The 19,165-nt window shown below is 69.1% G+C and carries 19 protein-coding genes and 1 pseudogene; 12 read left to right on the forward strand and 8 right to left on the reverse strand.

Annotation, left to right across the window (positions count from 1 at the left end; all coding sequences use genetic code 11):
- From fadD3 to A5624_RS14755, 5 genes and pseudogenes are all read left to right on the forward strand, one after another.
- Positions 1 to 793, forward strand: a pseudogene (gene fadD3 / locus A5624_RS14735) (3-((3aS,4S,7aS)-7a-methyl-1,5-dioxo-octahydro-1H-inden-4-yl)propanoate--CoA ligase FadD3); the annotation flags it as partial.
- Positions 793 to 1,938, forward strand: a complete 1,146-nt coding sequence (locus A5624_RS14740; protein ID WP_066867360.1) for an acyl-CoA dehydrogenase family protein — start codon at positions 793 to 795, stop codon at positions 1,936 to 1,938. The pseudogene fadD3 and the gene A5624_RS14740, both read left to right, overlap by 1 nt.
- Positions 1,935 to 2,879 carry an acyl-CoA dehydrogenase family protein gene (locus A5624_RS14745; RefSeq protein ID WP_066867362.1) on the forward strand — a complete coding sequence of 315 codons (945 nt, stop codon included), beginning with the start codon at positions 1,935 to 1,937 and terminating at the stop codon, positions 2,877 to 2,879. Before A5624_RS14740 ends, A5624_RS14745 begins: the two co-directional genes overlap by 4 nt.
- Complete coding sequence (locus A5624_RS14750; RefSeq protein ID WP_066867365.1) at positions 2,876 to 3,832, forward strand: acyl-CoA dehydrogenase family protein; 957 nt, start codon at positions 2,876 to 2,878, stop codon at positions 3,830 to 3,832. Before A5624_RS14745 ends, A5624_RS14750 begins: the two co-directional genes overlap by 4 nt.
- Complete coding sequence (locus A5624_RS14755) at positions 3,829 to 4,995, forward strand: pyridoxal phosphate-dependent aminotransferase (RefSeq protein WP_066867367.1); 1,167 nt, start codon at positions 3,829 to 3,831, stop codon at positions 4,993 to 4,995. The genes A5624_RS14750 and A5624_RS14755 overlap by 4 nt, the downstream gene beginning before the upstream one ends.
- 18 nt (positions 4,996 to 5,013) lie before the next feature.
- Here A5624_RS14755 and A5624_RS14760 read toward each other — a convergent pair whose 3' ends face one another.
- The gene (locus tag A5624_RS14760; protein ID WP_066867369.1) at positions 5,014 to 5,844 is read right to left on the reverse strand and encodes an arylamine N-acetyltransferase; all 831 of its coding nucleotides are present in this window, start codon (positions 5,842 to 5,844) and stop codon (positions 5,014 to 5,016) included.
- A gap of 130 nt (positions 5,845 to 5,974) precedes the next feature.
- Between A5624_RS14760 and A5624_RS14765 the strand changes: the two genes are divergently transcribed.
- Positions 5,975 to 6,454 carry a hypothetical protein gene (locus A5624_RS14765; RefSeq protein ID WP_066867371.1) on the forward strand — a complete coding sequence of 160 codons (480 nt, stop codon included), beginning with the start codon at positions 5,975 to 5,977 and terminating at the stop codon, positions 6,452 to 6,454.
- A 25-nt stretch (positions 6,455 to 6,479) separates the two neighbouring features.
- On the opposite strand, the gene hsaB is transcribed toward A5624_RS14765, so the two are convergent.
- Genes hsaB through hsaA form a run of 4 tightly spaced genes read right to left on the reverse strand, consistent with a single transcriptional unit; the run spans position 6,480 to position 10,072 of the window.
- On the reverse strand, positions 6,480 to 7,046 hold the full coding sequence (gene hsaB / locus A5624_RS14770; RefSeq protein WP_066867373.1) for a 3-hydroxy-9,10-secoandrosta-1,3,5(10)-triene-9,17-dione monooxygenase reductase subunit: 567 nt from the start codon (positions 7,044 to 7,046) through the stop codon (positions 6,480 to 6,482).
- Positions 7,047 to 7,057: 11 nt separating this feature from the next.
- Positions 7,058 to 7,960, reverse strand: coding sequence for an iron-dependent extradiol dioxygenase HsaC (hsaC, locus tag A5624_RS14775; RefSeq protein ID WP_066867375.1), 903 nt, complete (start codon positions 7,958 to 7,960; stop codon positions 7,058 to 7,060).
- Positions 7,957 to 8,841 carry a 4,5:9,10-diseco-3-hydroxy-5,9,17-trioxoandrosta-1(10),2-diene-4-oate hydrolase gene (gene hsaD, locus A5624_RS14780; RefSeq protein WP_066867377.1) on the reverse strand — a complete coding sequence of 295 codons (885 nt, stop codon included), beginning with the start codon at positions 8,839 to 8,841 and terminating at the stop codon, positions 7,957 to 7,959. Before hsaD ends, hsaC begins: the two co-directional genes overlap by 4 nt.
- Before the next feature lie 46 nt (positions 8,842 to 8,887).
- Positions 8,888 to 10,072: a 3-hydroxy-9,10-secoandrosta-1,3,5(10)-triene-9,17-dione monooxygenase oxygenase subunit gene (gene hsaA, locus A5624_RS14785; RefSeq protein ID WP_066867379.1), complete on the reverse strand. Its 1,185-nt coding sequence runs from the start codon at positions 10,070 to 10,072 to the stop codon at positions 8,888 to 8,890.
- Between the two features lie 212 nt (positions 10,073 to 10,284).
- On the opposite strand from hsaA, the gene A5624_RS14790 reads away from it, so the two are divergent.
- The gene (locus A5624_RS14790) at positions 10,285 to 11,367 is read left to right on the forward strand and encodes a ferredoxin--NADP reductase (protein WP_066867381.1); all 1,083 of its coding nucleotides are present in this window, start codon (positions 10,285 to 10,287) and stop codon (positions 11,365 to 11,367) included.
- A gap of 47 nt (positions 11,368 to 11,414) precedes the next feature.
- Positions 11,415 to 11,948 carry a hypothetical protein gene (locus A5624_RS14795; protein WP_066867384.1) on the forward strand — a complete coding sequence of 178 codons (534 nt, stop codon included), beginning with the start codon at positions 11,415 to 11,417 and terminating at the stop codon, positions 11,946 to 11,948.
- Position 11,949: 1 nt separating this feature from the next.
- On the opposite strand, the gene A5624_RS14800 is transcribed toward A5624_RS14795, so the two are convergent.
- On the reverse strand, positions 11,950 to 12,834 hold the full coding sequence (locus A5624_RS14800) for an SDR family oxidoreductase (RefSeq protein WP_066867393.1): 885 nt from the start codon (positions 12,832 to 12,834) through the stop codon (positions 11,950 to 11,952).
- Positions 12,835 to 12,918: 84 nt separating this feature from the next.
- Between A5624_RS14800 and A5624_RS14805 the strand changes: the two genes are divergently transcribed.
- On the forward strand, positions 12,919 to 13,491 hold the full coding sequence (locus tag A5624_RS14805; RefSeq protein WP_066867386.1) for a TetR/AcrR family transcriptional regulator: 573 nt from the start codon (positions 12,919 to 12,921) through the stop codon (positions 13,489 to 13,491).
- Here the strand turns inward: A5624_RS14805 and A5624_RS14810 are convergent.
- Positions 13,488 to 15,626, reverse strand: a complete 2,139-nt coding sequence (locus A5624_RS14810; protein ID WP_066867387.1) for an acyl-CoA dehydrogenase — start codon at positions 15,624 to 15,626, stop codon at positions 13,488 to 13,490. The genes A5624_RS14805 and A5624_RS14810 overlap by 4 nt on opposite strands.
- A gap of 344 nt (positions 15,627 to 15,970) precedes the next feature.
- On the opposite strand from A5624_RS14810, the gene kstR reads away from it, so the two are divergent.
- On the forward strand, positions 15,971 to 16,570 hold the full coding sequence (gene kstR, locus A5624_RS14815; protein WP_066867395.1) for a cholesterol catabolism transcriptional regulator KstR: 600 nt from the start codon (positions 15,971 to 15,973) through the stop codon (positions 16,568 to 16,570).
- Between the two features lie 6 nt (positions 16,571 to 16,576).
- Here kstR and A5624_RS14820 read toward each other — a convergent pair whose 3' ends face one another.
- Positions 16,577 to 17,656, reverse strand: coding sequence for a LacI family DNA-binding transcriptional regulator (locus A5624_RS14820; protein ID WP_066867389.1), 1,080 nt, complete (start codon positions 17,654 to 17,656; stop codon positions 16,577 to 16,579).
- 128 nt (positions 17,657 to 17,784) lie between these two features.
- On the opposite strand from A5624_RS14820, the gene A5624_RS14825 reads away from it, so the two are divergent.
- Both A5624_RS14825 and A5624_RS14830 read left to right on the forward strand, forming a co-directional pair.
- Entirely contained in the window at positions 17,785 to 18,723 is a 939-nt protein-coding gene (locus tag A5624_RS14825) for a metal ABC transporter solute-binding protein, Zn/Mn family (protein ID WP_066867391.1), read from the forward strand.
- On the forward strand, positions 18,720 to 19,165 hold a 446-nt coding region (locus A5624_RS14830), incomplete at its 3' end, for an ATP-binding cassette domain-containing protein (RefSeq protein WP_156749020.1). The genes A5624_RS14825 and A5624_RS14830, both read left to right, overlap by 4 nt.

Consider the following 19,165-nt stretch of genomic DNA (forward strand, 5'->3'; position numbering starts at 1 on the left):
CGCACTGCAGGCCATCGAGCGACACCGCATCACCGTGCTGCCCGGGCCGCCCACCATCTACCAAACCCTGCTCGACCACCCGGCGCGCAACGACTACGACCTGAGCTCGTTGCGGTTCGCGGTGACCGGCGCGGCGACCGTGCCCGTGGTGCTGGTCGAGCGCATGCAGTCCGAACTGGACATCGACATCGTGCTGACCGCCTACGGGCTGACCGAGGCCAACGGCATGGGCACGATGTGCCGCGCCGACGATGACGCGGTCACCGTGGCCACCACCTGCGGCCGCCCGTTCGCCGACTTCGAATTGCGCATCGACGCCGAGGCCCCCGGGGAGTCGGGCGAGGTGTTGCTGCGCGGGCCGAACGTGATGCTGGGCTACCTGGAAGACCCCGAGGCCACCGCGGCCGCCATCGACGCCGACGGCTGGCTGCACACCGGTGACATCGGCGCCGTCGACGCGGCCGGCAACCTGCGCATCACCGATCGCCTGAAAGACATGTACATCTGCGGTGGATTCAACGTCTACCCCGCCGAGGTCGAGCAGGTGCTGGCCCGGATGGACGGCGTGGCCGACGCCGCGGTGATCGGAGTTCCCGACGAGCGGCTCGGCGAGGTGGGCCGGGCATACCTGGTGACCCGGCCCGGCGCCCAACTCGACGAGCAATCCGTGATCGCTTACACCCGTGAACATCTGGCGAACTTCAAGGCACCGCGGTCGGTGCGGTTCGTCGACGCGTTGCCGCGCAATGCCGGCGGCAAGGTGGTCAAACCACAACTGCGAGAGCTGGACTGATGGATCTGGATCTAGACGAAGACACCCTGGCCTTCCAGGCCGAGGTCCGGGAATTCCTGTCGGCCAACGCCGAAAACATCCCGACCAAGTCATACGACAACGCCGAAGGCTTTGACCAGCACCGGAAATGGGACCGGGTGCTGTTCGACGCCGGCCTGTCGGTGATCACCTGGCCGAAAAAGTACGGCGGCCGCGACGCGCCGCTGCTGCACTGGGTGGTGTTCGAGGAGGAGTACTTCCGGGCCGGCGCGCCGGGCCGCGCCAGCGCCAACGGCACCTCGATGCTGGCGCCGACGCTGTTCGCGCACGGCACCGAAGAACAGCGCGACCGGATCCTGCCGAAAATGGCTAGCGGAGAAGAGATCTGGGCCCAGGCGTGGTCGGAGCCCGAGTCCGGCAGCGACCTGGCGTCGCTGCGATCCACCGCCACCCAGACCAACGGCGGTTGGCTGCTCAACGGGCAGAAGATCTGGAGCTCGCGAGCCCCGTTCGCCGAGCGGGGCTTCGGGCTGTTCCGGTCAGACCCGGGAGCCGAGCGGCACAACGGGCTGACGTACTTCATGTTCGACCTGAAGGCCAAGGGGGTCACGGTGCGCCCCATCGTCCAGCTGGGCGGCGACACCGGGTTCGGCGAGATCTTCCTCGACGACGTCTTCGTGCCCGACGAGGACGTGATCGGCACCCCGCACGAGGGCTGGCGGGCGGCCATGAGCACGTCGAGCAACGAGCGCGGCATGTCACTGCGCAGCCCGGCCCGCTTCCTGGCCACCGCCGAGCGGCTGGTGCGGCTGTGGCAGGACAGCGGCTCACCCGAGGCGTTCGCCGACCGGGTGGCCGACGGCTGGATCAAGGCGCAGGCCTACCGGCTGCAGACCTTCGGCACGGTGACCCGGTTGGGCCTCGGCGGGGAGCTGGGCGCCGAATCGTCGGTGACCAAGGTGTTCTGGTCCGACCTCGACGTCGAACTGCACCAGACCGCGCTGGACCTGCTGGCCGCCGACGGGGAACTGACCAGCCGGTGGACCGAGGGCTTGCTGTTTGCGCTGGGCGGCCCGATCTACGCCGGCACCAACGAGATTCAGCGCAACATCATCTCCGAGCGGTTGCTGGGCCTGCCGCGCGAAAAGTCCGGGGGCAAGAAGTGAAATTTGCGCTAGACGAACAGCAGCGCGACTTCGCGGCCAGCATCGACGCCGCGCTGGGCGCGGCGGATCTGCCCGGCGCGGTGCGCGCGTGGGCGGCGGGCGACACCGCACCGGGCCGCAAGGTGTGGGAGCAGTTGGCCACCCTGGGCGTCACCGCGCTGGCCGTGCCGGAGAAATTCGACGGGATCGAGGCCGACCCCGTCGACCTCGTCGTCGCCGTCGAGCGCCTGGGCCGCTGGTGCGTGCCGGGGCCGGTCGCCGAATCCATCGCCGTGGCACCGGTTTTGCTCGCCTCGGGCGATCGGGCCGAGCGATGCGCCGAACTGGCCTCCGGTGAGCTGATCGCCACCGTCGCCCTGCCGCCGCAGACGCCGCGCGCGGTGGACGCCGACGTGGCCGGGCTGGTGCTGCTGGCCGGCGAGAACGGCGTCACCGAGGCAACACCAGGCGACGCCCACGAGTCCGTCGACCCCAGCCGAAAGCTCTTCGACGTGACCGCGACCGGGCCGTCGTGGCAGGCGGATGTCAAGCGCGCCTACCAGTTCGGCGCGCTGGCCACCGCGGCCCAGCTGATCGGTGCGGCCGAGGCGCTGCGCGACGGCGCGGTCGACTACGCCAAGCAGCGCACCCAGTTCGGCCGGGTGATCGGCTCGTATCAGGCGATCAAGCACAAGCTCGCCGACGTGCACATCGCCATCGAGCTGGCCCGTCCGCTGGTGTATGGCGCGGCGCTGACGCTGGACCCCCGCGACGTCAGCGCGGCCAAGGCGGCGGCGTCCGAGGCGGGGCTGTTGGCGGCGCGGTCGGCGCTGCAAACCCACGGTGCGATCGGCTTCACCCAGGAGCACGACCTGTCGCTGTTGCTGCTGCGGGTGCAGGCGCTGCGGTCGGCGTGGGGCACCCCGGAGCAGCACCGGCGCCGAGTGCTGGAGGCGCTATGACCACAACAGAAGAACGCGAACTCCTCCGCGAGACCGTCGCCGCCCTGGTGGCCAAGCACGCCGGCCCGGCGGCCGTGCGCGCGGCCATGGAGTCCGAGAAGGGCTACGACGAGTCGCTCTGGCAGCTGCTGTGCGAGCAGGTCGGCGCGGCGGCACTGGTGATTCCCGAGGAGCTGGGCGGCGCGGGCGGCGAACTGGCCGATGCCGCAACGGTTTTACAGGAGCTGGGCCGCGCGCTGGTGCCCTCCCCGCTGCTCGGCACCACGCTGGCCGAGCTGGCGCTGCTGAGCGCGGCCGAACCGGACGTCACGACGCTGGAGGGCCTCGCCGAGGGCGCCGCGATCGGCGCGCTGGTGTTCGACGCCGACTACGTGGTCAACGGTGATATCGCCGACGTCGTGGTCGCCGTCGAGGACGGCCGGCTGAACAGGTGGACCCGGTTCGGCGCCGAGCCCGTCACCACCATGGACCCGACCCGGCGCCTGGCGCGGCTCACGGCCGAGGAGACCGAGCCGATCGGCACCGACCCCGGCCTGGCGGACACGGCGGCCATCCTGCTGGCCGCCGAGCAGATCGGTGCCGCGCAGCGCTGTTTGGAGCTGACGGTCGAATATGCCAAGGACCGAGTGCAATTCGGCCGGCCGATCGGCAGCTTCCAGGCGCTCAAGCACCGGATGGCCGATCTGTATGTCACCGTCTCCGCCGCCAAGGCCGTCGTCGCCGACGCCTGCGATGCCCCCAGTCCCACCAACGCCGCCACCGCCCGCCTTGCCGCCACCGAGGCGCTGAACGTCGTGGCCGCCGAGGGGATCCAGCTGCACGGCGGCATCGCGATCACCTGGGAACACGACATGCACCTGTACTTCAAGCGCGCCCACGGCAGCGCGCATCTGCTGGATTCGCCGCAACAACTGCTTAAGCGGCTGGAATCCGAGGTACTCCAGACGCCGTGACCGACCGTGTCTCGCTGCGCGCCGGCATCCCACCGTTCTATGTGATGGATGTGTGGCTGGCGGCCGCGGAACGCCAGCGCAGCCACGGCGACCTGGTCAACCTGTCGGCGGGCCAGCCCAGCGTGGGTGCGCCCGAGCCGGTGCGAGCGGCCGCGGCGGCCGCCGTGCATTCCAACGAGCTCGGTTACTCGGTGTCGTTGGGCACCCCGGAACTGCGCGCCGCGATCGCCGCCGACTACCAGCGCCAGCACGGGCTCGACGTCGAACCGGATGCGGTGGTGATCACCACCGGCTCCTCCGGCGGCTTCCTGCTCACCTTCCTGGCCTGCTTCGACGTCGGCGATCGGGTGGCGCTGGCCAGCCCCGGTTACCCGTGTTACCGAAACATCCTGTCCGCCTTGGGTTGTGAGGTGGTGGAGATTCCCTGCGGGCCGCAGACCCGCTTCCAGCCGACCGCGCGGATGCTGGCCGAACTCGACCCGCCGGTGCAGGGCGTCATCGTGGCGAGCCCCGCCAACCCGACGGGCACCGTCATCGACCCGGCGGAGCTGGCCGCCATCGCCTCCTGGTGCGATGCATCGGGAGCGCGACTGATCAGCGACGAGGTGTACCACGGCCTGGTCTACGACGGTGCGCCACAGACCAGCTGCGCGTGGCAGACATCCCGAAACGCCGTGGTGGTCAACAGCTTTTCGAAGTACTACGCGATGACGGGCTGGCGGCTGGGCTGGCTGCTGGTGCCGGCCGAGCTGCGCCGCGCGGTGGATTGTTTGACCGGCAATTTCACCATCTGCCCGCCCGTGCTGTCGCAACTCGCCGCGGTGGCGGCCTTCACCCCGGAGGCGACGGCCGAAGCCGACGGTCACCTGCACCACTACGCGACCAACCGCTCGCTGGTGCTCGACGGGCTGCGCAGCATCGGCATCGAGCGGTTGGCCCCCACCGACGGCGCCTTCTACGTCTACGCCGACGTTTCGGAATTCACCGACAACTCGATCGAGTTCTGTTCAAAGCTGTTGGCGCAGACCGGTGTTGCGATCGCACCGGGCATCGACTTCGACACCGCGCGCGGGAATTCGTTCGTGCGGCTGTCGTTCGCGGGCCCGACCCGCGATATCGAGGAAGCGGTGCGACGCCTCGGCCCCTGGCTCGCGGCGCGCTAGCGAAACCGCACGAGGCGCCTAGGCGTCGAGCACCTGCGCGATGCGCGCCTCGAGCGCACCCGCCTCGCCGATGCCCGCCACGTCGATGCCGAACCGCTCACCGAGCACCTCGACGACCGCCGCCGCGTCCTCGAGGCGGATCTTCTCGCTGCCGTCGGCGCGGTGAATCGTCAGGTTCCGGCCGGCCAGGTTGTAGCGGGCGTCGTCGGTGGTCAACGCGACCATCAGGCTGGTCACGAAATGCGACGACGGATGCGTGGAGACGTACCAGCTGCCCACCCGCAGATCGATCTGGGGCACGCTCTGGGTGCCGAAGACGTACAGCGGTTGCCACTCGTCGCGGACCTGCGCTTGCAGCACCAGGCCGTCGCCGCGGTCGTTGAGCCGATACGGCTCGTGCGTGGTCTGCTGGGCGTTGCCGGTCTGCAAACGGATGGGAGACGTCAGCGTCTGGCCACCAAAGCCGACGTCGACCAAAAACGAACCCCGCGAGCCCGGGAACGTCACCGCCAGCGCGGTGTGCGTCTGGGCGCCCAGCGGCGTCTCGGGCGGCTGCATCCAGACCACCCGGCCGGCCAACCGCCGCACCCGGAAACCGATTTCGGCAAGCGCGTAGCCCATCAGGCCGTTCTGCTCGTAGCAGTAGCCCCCACGGCGCCGGCGGACCAGCTTGTCGGTGAGGGCTTCCGGGCCAAGGTCGTCGACCGGCACGCCCATCAGCGGATCGAGGTTCTCGAACGGGATCGAGCCGGTGTGGGCGGTCATCAGCGCCTGTAGCACCTCGAGGCTCGGCTCGGCCGGACCGTCGTAGTTGATGCGGTCGAAGTACCCGTTCAGGTCCAGCGTCATGACTCCATTCTCCGGCCCCGCGGAGGCGCCCGAGCCGCGGGTGTCGACTTGGGTTGTTTCGTTCCTGTCGAATACGGCAACCCGGCGAACGGGGCCTTAGCGCTTCGGTATATCGACAACGGAGTCCATCATGAATACCAGCAACACCGTCTGGATCGTCATCGCCGCAGTTGTGGCGGTCCTCGTGATCGTCGCCCTGGCCATCGCCGCCCGCAGAGCCACCAGGCGCCGCCGCGAGCGGGAGGCCGAACAGATCCGCGAAAAAGCCAACTTGGAGAGCGCCAAGGTCGAGCGCCGCGAGGCGCTGGCCGCCGAGACGGCCGCGAAAGCCCGTGCCGCGCAGGCCGAAGCCGAGGCCAAGGCCGCCGAAGCCGCCCGCCTGCATGATCGGGCGTCAACCCATCAGACGGAAGCGGCGTCCTCGCGCGAACAGCTCGACGAGCAGTTCAAGCGTGCCGACAACCTCGACCCGAAGGTGAAGGCCGACAAGGACAGGGATGCCGCGGCCGGCGAGAACGCCGCCGGACGCGACCCCGCGTGGAGCCAGGAGCAGCCGATAGCGGACAACTCCCCCACGGTCGACATGTCCGCCGACCGCCGCGACCGGTAGGGCGCCGCTACAGCCAGGTGTCCCGCTACAGCCAGGTGTCCTGGGTGGTGGTCGTCAAAAACGCTTCCAGGTCGTCGCGCCACTGGGCGGGCGTCGTCTTGTCCGGTTCGATGCCGGTGTATTCACCGCGATAGAACAGCAGCGGCCGCGGCTTGATCTTGGGCGCCTCCGAAAGCGACTGCACCGCACCGAATACCACGAAGTGATCGCCCCCGTCGTGCGCGGAGGCCACCGTGCAGTCGATGTAGGCCAGCGAACCGTCGATGATCGGCGAACCGAGTTCGGAAGGGTGCCAGTCGATCCCGGCGAACTTATCGGGCTCCTTGGAGCCGAAGCGGGCCGAGACGTGCTTCTGCTGCTCGGTCAACATGTTGACGCAGAACCGGCCGCTGGCCTCGATCGCCTGCCACGACCGCGACACCTTGGTGGGGCAGAACAACACCAGCGGCGGGTCCAGCGACAGCGCCGCAAACGACTGGCAGGCGAAACCGACCGGGACGTCGTCATGCACGGTGGTGATGATGGTGATCCCGGTGCAGAACTGGCCGAGCACGCTGCGGAACGTGCGCGGGTCGATCGGCGCGGCAGCCATGGCCTGAGAAACTAACCCTTGAATCCGACGCTGAAGTCGTGGCCCCACAGGCTGATCGCGGTGCTCTCCCGGGCGATCCAGTCGTCGTCGGCGACTTGTCTTCCCTCGCAACCGAATTCGATGTCGAACCCGCTGGGTGTCTTCATGTAGAAGGACAGCATCAGGTCGTTGACGTGGCGGCCCAGCGTCGCCGACATCGGCACCTTGCGGCGCAGGGCCCGGTCCAGGCACAGGCCGACGTCGTCGGCGTTCTCGACCTCGACCATCAGGTGCACGATGCCGCTGGGGGTCTGGCCGGGCATGAAGGCCAGGCTGTGGTGGCGCGGGTTGCAGCCCAGGAACCGCAGCCAGGCTGGGGGGCCGTCGGCGGGCCGGCCGACCACCTGAGGGGGCAGTCGCATCGAGTCACGCAGCTTGAAGTCCAGCACGTCGCGGTAGAAGTGCAGGGTCTCTGCGTCGTCGCGGGTGGTCAGCACCACGTGGCCCAGGCCCTGGTCCTCGGTGACGAACTTGTGCCCGTACGGGCTGACCACGCGGCGGTGTTCGAGCGCAGCGCCGTGGAAGACCTCCAGACAGTTGCCGGACGGGTCGGAGAACCGGATCATCTCGTCGACCCGGCGGTCGGCCAGTTCGGCGGCGGTGGCCTCCTTGTAGGGCGTGCCCTCGATGTCTAGCCGGTTCCGGATCTCTTGCAGCCCAGCGGCATTCGCGCATTCCCAGCCGGATTCGATGAGCCGGTCCTGCTCGCCGGGCACGATCACCAGCCGTGCCGGGAAGTCGTCCATCCGCAGATAGAGCGCGCCATCGGTGGCGCCCTTGCCCTCGACCATGCCGAGCACCTTCAGGCCGTAGTCGCGCCAGGCCGCCATGTCGGTGGCCTCGATACGCAGATAGCCCAGAGAGCGGATGCTCATCGCGCACCTCCCAGGAAATCGATGGTGAGCTTGTTGAACTCGTCGAACTTCTCCACCTGTGCCCAGTGCCCACATTGCCCGAAAACGTGAAGCTGTGCACGCGGAATGGTTTTCAGTGCGACCAGCGCGCCGTCCAGCGGGTTGACCCGGTCCTCGCGGCCCCAGATCAGCAGCACCGGCTGGCGTAGCCGGTGCACCTCGCGCCACATCATGCCCAGCTCGAAATCGGCTCCGGCGAAAGACATTCCCATTGCCCGCGTCGCGGTCAGCGATTCGGGTGTGCGGGCCAATTCGAAGCGCTGGTCGATCAATTCGTCGGTGATCAGCTTCTGGTCGTAGACCATCACCCGCAGAAACGCCTCGAGGTTTTCGCGGGTGGGCTCGGCGGAGAACTTGCCGAGCCGTTTGACGCCCTCCGTCGGGTCGGGCGCGAACAGGTTCACGCTGACCCCGCCGGGCCCCATCAGCACCAGCTTGCCGGCCCGGTCCGGGTAATCCAGCGCGAAGCGGACCGCGGTGCCACCGCCCAGCGAATTCCCAACCAGCGGAACGCGTCCCAGACCCAGCTGGTCGAACAGGCCCTTGAGCGCCCGTGCCGCGTAGTGGTTGAACTGCCCGTGCTCGGCGCGCTTGTCGGAGTGGCCGTAGCCCGGCTGGTCGACGGCCAGCACGTGAAACCGCTCGGCCAGCACCGGGATGTTGCGGGAGAAGTTCGTCCAACTCGCCGCGCCCGGTCCGCCGCCGTGCAGCAGCACCACGGTCTGGTCGTTGCCGACCCCGGCTTCGTGGTAGTGCAGCTTCAGCGGGCCGTCGACGTCCACCTCGGCGAAGCGCGAGGTCGATTCGAAGGTTATTTCTTCGGTTGTCGAGGTGCCGGTCATTCGGCGCCGCTCCTCCTCATCGCTTCGCTCTGCATCGTCGCCGGCGCTAGACCATGGTGTCGCCGGGCGGCAACCCGAACTCGTTGTTCCCGAAGATCTGGTAGGCCCGCTCCGGGTCGTTGGCCGCGTGCACCCGGCCGGCGTGCGCATCGCGCCAGAACCGTTGCACCGGTTGGTCATTGCCCAAGGCCGTGGCACCGGACGCCTCGAACAACCGGTCGATGGAGGCGATCGCCCGGCCGGTGGCGCGCACCTGGTCGCGGCGCGCGCGGGCGCGCAGGTCGAACGGGATCTCCTTGCCGGCGGACAGCAGGGCGTACTCGTCGGCGACGTTGCCGCTCAACTGACGCCAGGCCGCGTCGATGTCGCTGGCCGCCTCGGCGATGCGGACCTTGGCGAACGGGTCGTCCTTGGCCTTCTCGCCGGCGAACGCCGCCCGCACCCGCTTGCCCTGATGCTCGACGTGCGCGTCGTACGCGCCGTAGGCCATCCCGACGATCGGCGCCGAAATGGTTGTGGGATGCATTGTGCCCCAAGGCATCTTGTACACCGGCGCGGTGTTGGTCTCATACCCGCCCGCGGTGCCGTCGTTCATGGCCTTGTAGGACAGGAACCGGTGGCGCGGCACGAAGACGTCCTTGACGACGACGGTGTTGCTGCCGGTGCCCCGCAGGCCCACGACGTGCCACACATCGTCGATGCGGTACTCGCTGCGCGGGATCAGGAAGCTGCCGAAGTCCACCGGACGGCCGTCCTTGATCACCGGACCGCCGAGGAACGCCCACGTGGCGTGGTCACAGCCCGAGGACCAGTTCCATGAGCCGTTGACCAGGTAACCGCCATCGGTCACCACGCCGGCACCCATCGGGGCATACGACGACGACACCCGGGTCTTGGGGTCCTCGCCCCAGACCTCCTCCTGGGCCTGCTGGTCGAACAGCGCAAGGTGCCAGTTGTGCACGCCGATGATCGAGCTCACCCAGCCGGTGGAGCCACACGCGCTGGCCAGCCGCCGCACCGCCTCGTAGAACAGCGTCGGGTCGCACTGCAAACCGCCCCACTGCTCGGGCTGCAACAGGGTGAAGAAGCCCACATCCTGAAGATCCTGAACGGTCTCGTCGGGCAGCCGCCGCAGGTCCTCCGTCGCCTGAGCGCGTTCGCGAATCTGCGGGAGCAGATCATCGATGCCAGCCAAAACCGACTGCGCATCACGCTGTTGAATGGACGTCACTTACGTTTGCCTCCTGCGCCAGACTTACTCAGCGGACTTACACCAGAGACTAGAACACGTTCCGATTTGTGTCGAGCAGGGTATTCCTGCGGCTGGTAGCGATACGAATCCGCTTTTCTGTAACATGTTCTAGTTGCCCGTGGCGATCGCAAGAGCGGCGGAGCCGGTCGCAGCGGGTCGACACGTTTTGCCACGAAAGGAAGGGACGGGCCTTGACCGAGGCGATTCCCGACGAGCCACTCGGTGACCACGTCCTCGAACTGCAGGTCGCCGAGGTCATCGCCGAGACCGACGACGCGCGGTCGCTGGTGTTCGCGGTACCCGACGACGCGGGCGACCCCGACATCCCGCCCGAGCGGTTACGGTACGCGCCGGGCCAGTTCCTGACGCTGCGCGTTCCCAGCGAGCGCACCGGCTCGGTGGCCCGCTGCTATTCGCTGTGCAGCTCGCCGTTCACCGACGACGCGCTCACGGTCACCGTCAAACGCACCGCGGACGGCTACGCGTCCAACTGGCTGTGCGACCACGCGCACAAGGGCATGCGCATCCACGTGCTGGCCCCGTCGGGCACCTTCGTGCCCAAGACGCTGGGCGACGACTTCCTGCTGATGGCCGCGGGCAGCGGCATCACCCCGATCATGTCCATCTGCAAGTCCGCACTGGCCGAGGGCAGCGGGCAGGTGACGCTGGTCTACGCCAACCGCGACGAGCGCTCGGTGATCTTCTCCGACGCGCTGCGCGAGCTGGCGGCCAAATACCCCGACCGGCTCACGGTGCTGCACTGGCTGGAATCGCTGCAGGGCCTGCCCAGCGTGGCCGCGCTGGCCAAGTTGGCCGCGCCCTACACGGATCGGCCCGTGTACATCTGCGGCCCGGGCGCCTTCATGGACTCGGCGAGACAAGCGCTGGAAACGCTGAAAGTGCCTGCGGCGCAGATACATATCGAGGTGTTCAAGTCGCTGGACTCCGACCCGTTCGCGGCGGTGACGATCGAGGACACCCCCGAGGGCGACGAGCCGCCGGCGACCGCGGTGGTGGAGCTGGACGGCGAAACCCACACCGTGTCCTGGCCGCGCAACGCCAAGCTGCTCGACGTCCTGCTGGCCAAGGGCCTCGACGCCCCCTTCTCCTGCCGCGAGGGTCACTGCGGCGCGTGCGCGTGCACGCTGCGCAAGGGCAACGTGAGCATGGAGGTCAACGACGTGCTCGAGCAGCAGGATCTGGACGAAGGCCTGATTCTGGCCTGTCAATCTCACCCGGAATCTGATTCGGTAGAAGTCACCTACGACGAGTAGCCGCGGGGCTAAGTTCACCGTTGGGATCACCGGGAAAGGGAGCATCGATGAGGCGGCTGGTATCGGGATTCGCAGTCGTCGCAGTGCTGCCGATGCTTGCACCCGCCCCGGTGTGCGCGGCGGCCAGCAACACCGCCACCACGCTGTTCCCGCTGGACGGGCCCAACCAGCTGGAGACGCGGGCCGTGCTGAATTGCTTCAAGGCCGACGGCCACTGCGACTTCACCGCCGGGGCGGACATGCTGACGCCCGACGGCGTGACCGGCTTCCCGCCCGGCCTGTGGGCCCGGCAGACCACCGAGATCCGGTCGTCGAACCGGCTGGCCTACCTCGACGCCCACGCCACCGGCCAGTACGAGCGGGTGATGAAGTCCATGGGTTCCGACGAGATCACCACCATCTACATGGGCGAGGGCCCGCCGGAGAAGTACCAGACGAACGGGCGCATCGACTCCACCGATTGGCAGACGGGCCAACCCAAGACCGACAACAACGTCATCGCCTGCACCCACATTCAGGTGGTCTACTCCGGGGTCAACATCACCTCACCGAGCACCTGCGCGCAGACCACGTTCTCCTGACCTATTCGGGGTAGTCGCCGGTCTCGAGATCGTCGAGCAGGCTTGGACCAGTGGGCTTCCAGCCCAATCGCTGGCGGGTCAGTGCGCTCGACGAGGGCTGGTCGATAGCGAACATGGTGCCGAGCGGCCCGAAGACCGCGTCGGGGACGGACTCGACGGGCACGCCGACCCGGCGACCGATCACCTCGGCGATCGCCCGCATCGGGTCGCCTTCGTCGCCCACCGCGTGCAAAACCGAACCGGGCGCGCCCTTTTCGAGAGCGAGCCGGAACAAGGACGCGGCATCGTCGCGATGCACGGCAGGCCAGCGCTGGGTACCGTCACCGACGAAGGCCGACACGCCGCGCTGCCGTGCGGCCTGAATCAGGATGCTGCAGAAGCCGTACCGGCCACCGGCGTCGTGCACCGATCGCGGCAGCCGCACCACGGCCGATCGGACGCCTTGCTCGGCCAGGTCGATGACGGCCTGTCCGGTGCGTGCGCGTCCGGCCATCGGCCCCTCGGTGTTGAAGGGGTCGTCCTCGGTGCTCGTGCGGCCGGCGAGCGCCGGGGTGCCGCTGGCAACCACCAGCGGTTTACCTGTGTCGACGAGCGCGGTGCCGACCGCGGTGACTGCGCGAAATTCGTCGCCGATCGCGTCACCGATCATCCGGGTGAAGTCGTGGGAGAACGCCAGGTATACGACGCCGTCGGCGTCATCGGCCGCCTTCCGCATCAGATCGAGGTCGGTGACGTCGCCGCGCAGCGGCTCAGCGCCGAGCCCGCTGATGATCGCGGCCGCAGCGTCCGACCGGGCCAGGCCCACGACCTGATGGCCGGCGGCGATCAATTGTGCGACGACGGCCGAGCCGATTCCGCCGCTGGCGCCGGTGACGAATACGCGCACGAGTAACTCCTTCATCTGATGCGACTATTGTCCCATCACCCTACACCAGTGATGGGACAATGGTCGCATCACTAAAGTGGGGCCATGGCTCGCTGGGAACCCGACGCGCGCGCACGCCTGGTCGGCGCGGCGCTGGACCTGTTCAACGAGCGCGGCTACGACCAGACGACCGTCGCGGAGATCGCCGAGCGCGCTGGCCTGACGAAAAGCACGTTCTTCAGACACTTCCCGGACAAGCGGGACGTGCTGGCGGCCGGCCAGGACGCCATCGCCCAACTACTGCGCGAGGGCATCGCCGCTGCGCCCGCCGACGCGACGCCGCTGGCCGCGGTGTGCTCCGGCCTGAAGTCGGCAGCGGCGGCGTTCACGTCGTTCAACAAGGAGCTCGCCCCCAGGCTCAAGGCCGCGATCGCTGCCAGCGCCGAGCTTCAGGAACGCAACGCGCTCAAGCAGATCGGATTGGCGCTGGCGGTGGTCGAAGCGCTGCAATCCCGCGGCGTGCCCGAGCCGACCGCGGCCCTGGCCGCCGAGCTGGGTGCCTTGGCATTCAAAAAGGCCTACGCCCGTTGGGCCGAACCCGGCGAGGACCAGGATCTGGGCGCCATGGCATGCCAGGAGCTGGACGAATTGCGCTCTGCTGCAGCCGATCTCGGCTAGCGCGGCAGCCCCAGAAGTCGCTCCGCGGCGACGGTGAGCAGGATCTGCTCGGTGCCGCCGGCGATGGTCAGGCAGCGGGTGTTGAGGAAGTCGAACACCGCGCGGTCGCCGTCCGCCCGCCGATCGACCAGCCCGCCGCCCTCGGAGACATCCATGGTGAATTCGGCCAGGGCCTGGCGGTAGCGCACACCGATGAGCTTGCGCACGCTGGACTGCGCTCCCGGGTCCTGGCCGCCCACGGCCAGCTGGGCGATCCGCTGGTCCAGCAGCGCGCCGGTCTGCGCCGCGACGATCAACCGCCCCAACCGGTCTTGCTGCGCGGCGTCGAGGTCGAGCTCGGCCAGCAGCTCGAGCAGTTCCTCCATCGGGTTGCCCAGCGCCGTCCCGTTGGCCATCGCGACGCGCTCGTTGGCCAGCGTGGTGCGGGCCAGCCGCCAACCGTCGTTCACCTCGCCGACCACCAGCTCGTCGGGAACGAACACGTTGTCCAGGAACACTTCGTTGAACAACGAGTCGCCGGTGATCTCGCGCAGCGGGCGGATCTCGATACCCGGGGAGCTCATCTCCACCAAAAAGTAGGTGATGCCTTTGTGTTTCGGCGCGTCCGGATCCGTGCGGGCCAGGCACACGCCCCAGCGCGCCTTGTGCGCCGCCGACGTCCACACCTTCTGCCCGGTCAGGTTCCAGCCGCCCTCGGTCCGGACCGCCTTGGTGCGCAGCGACGCCAGGTCCGAGCCGGCTCCCGGCTCGGAAAACAGTTGACACCAAAGGAATTCGCCACGCGTGGTGCCGGGCACGAAGCGCTCGATCTGCTCGGGGGTGCCGTGCTCGAGGATGGTTGGCGCCGCCCACCAGCCGATCACCAGGTCGGGCCGGGCCACGCCGGCCGCCGCCAGCTCCTGGTCGATCAGCAGCTGCTCGGCGGGCCCCGCGCCACGGCCGTAGGGCGGCGGCCAGTGCGGCGCCTGCAGGCCCGCCTCGGCCAGCGCCGCCTGCCGCTTCTCCTCGGGCAGTTCGGCGATCTGGGCGACGGCGGCGGCGATCTCCGCCCGCTGGTCCTCGACCTCGCTGAGGTCGATACCCAGGCGGCGTCGCACCCCCGACTGGGTCAGCGCGGTGATGCGGCGTAGCCAGGCCTCCGCCCCGCCCAGGAACCGGCCGATGGCGTGCGCCCGGCGCAGGTACAGATGCGCGTCGTGCTCCCAGGTGCAGCCGATGCCGCCGAGGACCTGGATGCAGTCCTTGACGCTGGCCTTCACGGCGGCGATGCCGGTGCTCGCGGCCAGGGCCGCCGCGATGGAGAACTGGGCTTCGTCGCCCTCGGCGGCAGCCCGCGCGGCATCGGCGGCGGCCACCTCGGCCTGCTCGGCGCGGCACAGCATCTCGGCGCAGATGTGCTTGATGGCCTGGAAGCTGCCGATCGGCTTGCCGAACTGCTCGCGGACCTTGGCGTAGTCGACGGCGGTCTCCAGCGACCATCGGGTGATGCCGGCCGCCTCGGCCGCCAGCACGGTCGCGGCCAGCTCCTCGACGCGCTCGCGCTTGTCCGACACCACGGTGGCCGGCGCCGAGTCCAGCACCACCCGGGCCAGGGGCTGGGAGAAGTCGGTGGCCTGCAGGGGTTCGATCCGCACGCCCTCGCCGCCGGTGTCGATCAGCAGCCACTTGCCGTCGGCCGGCGCCAGCAGCACGGCGCCGTCGGCCACGCCCAGCGCGAACGGCACCGTGCCCGACGCCGTCGACGTTGCGCCGTCGAACTCGACGTCGCCTTCCAGCGCCAGCCCGGCAAAGCGCTCCCCGGAGGCGAGGGCGCCCAACAACTCGGGATCCGAGATCACCAACGTGGCCAGCGCGGTGGTGGCGACCGGCCCGGGGATCAGCGCCTTCGCCGCCTCCTCGACCATCGCGCACAGGTCTTCGATGCTGCCGTCCGCCCCGCCGAACTCCTCGGGGATCGCGACGCCGAAGATGCCCAGCTCGGCCAGCCGGGAGAACACCGGCCGCCAGGCGTCGGGCTTGCCCTGCTCCACGTCGCGGATCGCCGCGGTGCCGCCCGGCCCCGACGTCGAATTGCGGGCCCAGTCGCGCACCAGGGCCCGCGCGGCAAACTGCTCGTCGGTGACGGTCGCTACCACGTGAGAGACCTCCGCGTCCTTGACTCGGCGTGAGAGGGGCGTCGAAACCCCTGTCCTGATTGTGCGATCTGCCCGCCCAGCGGGTATGCCTCCGGCACGTGTTGGCACGCAACCCGCGCTCTTCGAGACTAGAACGTGTTCTAATAGTGCCAGTGATCGACCGTCAAGTCGAACGCCATTACAGCAGCACAGCGCTTGTCCGCGGCGGTATGGAGGTGGGAAATTCACACGCAGAATGCGTATCGTTTGCAAACGAACCGCCGGGAACAGGAGCAAACCGTCACATGCCAGCCAACGCAAATCCGAGCCGCGTATCTGACGCGCAGCCGCGCGAGGTTCTGAACGTGGCGGTACTGGCGGAGTCCGAACTGGGGTCGGAGGCGCAGCGGGAACGCCGCAAGCGCATCCTGGACGCCACCATGGCCATCGCCTCCAAGGGCGGTTACGAGGCAGTTCAGATGCGTGCGGTGGCCGATCGCGCCGACGTCGCGGTGGGGACGCTGTACCGGTATTTCCCGTCGAAGGTGCACCTGCTGGTGTCGGCGCTGGGCCGCGAGTTCAGCCGCATCGACGCCAAGACGGACCGCTCGGCGATGACCGGGGGCACGCCCTTTCAGCGGCTGAACTTCATGGTGGGCAAGCTCAACCGCGCAATGCAGCGCAACCCCCTGCTGACCGAGGCGATGACCCGGGCCTACGTGTTCGCCGACGCGTCGGCGGCCAGCGAGGTCGACCAGGTGGAGAAGCTCATCGATTCGATGTTCGCGCGGGCGATGGCCGACGGCGAACCGACCGAGGACCAGTACCACATCGCCCGGGTGATCTCCGACGTGTGGCTGTCGAACCTGCTGGCGTGGCTCACCCGGCGGGCCTCGGCCACCGACGTCAGCAAGCGGCTGGACCTGGCCGTGCGGCTGCTGATCGGCGACCAGGACTCGAAGTAGCCCGGCTCACGCCGGCGGGCCGGCGGTGCGGCCCCGGATGAGTTCGGTGTCCAACAGTTCGACGGCGGGCAGGCCCGAGCGCGGCGGCTTCAACAGCAGCTCCCCGGCCCGGCGGCCCTTCTGCAGGCTGGACTGCGACACCGTGGTCAGCCCGCGGTTGATGGCCTCGGGCACGCCGTCGAAGCCGGTGACGGTCATCTGCCCCGGCACGTAAATGCCGTGCGCGCGCAGGTAATCCATGGCCGACAGCGCCAGGATGTCGGCGGTGCACATGAGCGCGGTGATCCGCGGATTGGCCTCCAGCGCCGCCTTGGCGGCCGCGCCGCCCGATTCGGGCAGGTGCTCGTAGCTCTCCACCACGGTCAACGAATCGGGCTCCACGCCGGCGGCCGTCATCGCCTCCCACACGCCGACGATGCGCTCGCGTTGCACGTCGAACGCGGGTGAGCGGAGCCGGTCGGCGTCTACCAGGCCCTGGCGCCGGTCCCGGCCCAGCCGCATGGTCAGCAGCCCGATCTCGCGATGCCCCAGGCCCAGCACGTAGTCGGCGAGCTCACGCATCGCCGCGCGGTCGTCGATGCCCACCCGCGAGACGCCGGGCAGCCCCTTGGGCTGGTCGACCACAACTATCGGCAGCCGGCGCTGCAACACCACTTGCAGGTAGGGATCCTCGTCGCACACCGAATAGACCACGAAGCCATCCACGCCGGCCGAAAGCACCGCGGCCGTGCCGTCTTTGAGGCTGCGGCTGGGTCCGACGGCGACCAGCAGCAGCCCCTGCCCCAGCGCTTCGCAGGACTGGGCCACGCCGGTGACGAAGTCGCGTGCGGCGGGGTCGCTGAAGAAGTAGGGCAGCGGTTCGGCCATCACCAGACCGACCGCGCCCGCCTTGCGGGTCCGCAACGAACGCGCCACCGGGTCGGGGCCGGCGTAGCCCAGCCGCTTGGCCGTCGCGAGCACGCGCTCGCGCAGGTCCGGGGAGAGCTGATCGGGCCGGTTGAAGGCATTCGAGATCGTCGTGCGCGAAACGTTGAGCTCGTCCGCCAATGACGCCAGAGTCGCACGCCGGCGCGGTGTGGGACTCACGTTCGGTGAGGCTACAGCGGATCGGGGCCCGTGCGTACGTGCTTCAGCTTGCGGCTTTGTAATGGAAACGGTTTTCATTAGTATTGTGGATCGGCTGACTGGCCGGCGGGAGGAAATCGGACGTGCACATGGCACCGACGCGGCAACGAACGGCTAAGGCCAGGACCGCCGACGCGACGCGATGGCTGGCGGCCGCGCTGGCGGTGGCCGGCGGCGCGGTGCTCACCGGCTGTGTCGGTTCGGCGCATTCGCGCGCGCTCTCCGTCGTCGCCTCCACCGACGTGTGGGGCAGCGTGGCGCGCGCCGTCACCGGCCGCCACGTCGCCGTCAAATCCATTCTCAGCGGGGCGGACATCGACCCCCACTCTTATGAGGTCAGTCCCGCCGACGCCGCCGCGATCGCCGACGCCCCGCTGGTGGTCTTCAACGGCGGCGGGTACGACGGGTGGGTCGACGACGTGCTGGCCCGCCACCCGGACGCCAAGCCGGTCAACGCCTACTCGTTTCTGAACAACGACGGAGCACCCCGCAACGAGCACGTCTTCTACGACCTGGACGTCGCCAAAGCGGTGGCGAGCACCATCGCCGAGCGCCTCGCGACGATCGACGCGGGCAACGCCGCCGACTATCGGTCCAACGCCGTCGCGTTCGGCCGCGACGCCGACTCGATCGCCGGCGCCGAACACGCCATCGCGACCGCCTATCCCAACACCTCGGTGGTCGCGACCGAACCGGTCGCGTTCTACCTACTGAAGGCCACGGGCCTGGCGAACCGGACCCCGCCCGCGTTCGAGGCGGCCATCGAGAACGAGACCGATCCGGCACCGGCCGACATGGCGGTGGTCCTCGACCTGGTCAACCGTCGTCAGGTGTCGGCGGTGCTGGTCAACCCGCAGACCTCCACCACCGCGATCAACGGCCTGCGCGACGCCGCACGGCACGCGGGCGTCCCGGTCACCGACGTGTCCGAAACGCTGACCGAAGGCACGGAATACCTTGCCTGGCAACGCAATACGGTCAATCAGCTGCAGTCCGCGCTGCGGTCGAGCCGGACCGTACCGTCGTGAGCCTCGAACCGGCCATCGAGAACCCCGCGGAAACGGTTTCGCTGCGCGGGGCGCGGCTGTCCTTCGGCGACCGGGTGCTGTGGGACCACCTGGACCTGTCGGTGTCGCGCGGCGAATTCATCGCGGTGCTGGGCCCCAACGGCAGCGGCAAGACGTCGCTGCTCAAGGTGCTGTTGGGGCAGCTGCCGCTGAGCGCCGGTGTCGGGCTGGTGGACGGCAAGCCGATCACGTCGGGCAGCGGACGCATCGGCTATGTGCCCCAACACCATCCGATGGACGCCGACGTGATGCTGCGCGGGCGCGACCTGGTGCGGCTGGGCATCGACGGGCCGCGCTGGGGCGCCATCCCGCTGCGGTCGGCCGATCGGGCCCGCCGGCGCGCGGCCGTGCGCCAGGCGCTGCGCCAGGTCAACGGCGAACACCTGGCCGACGTCCGGGTGGG

Origin of the sequence: Mycobacterium sp. 1482292.6 (assembly GCF_001672995.1) — a bacterium.
Taxonomy (GTDB): domain Bacteria; phylum Actinomycetota; class Actinomycetes; order Mycobacteriales; family Mycobacteriaceae; genus Mycobacterium; species Mycobacterium europaeum_A.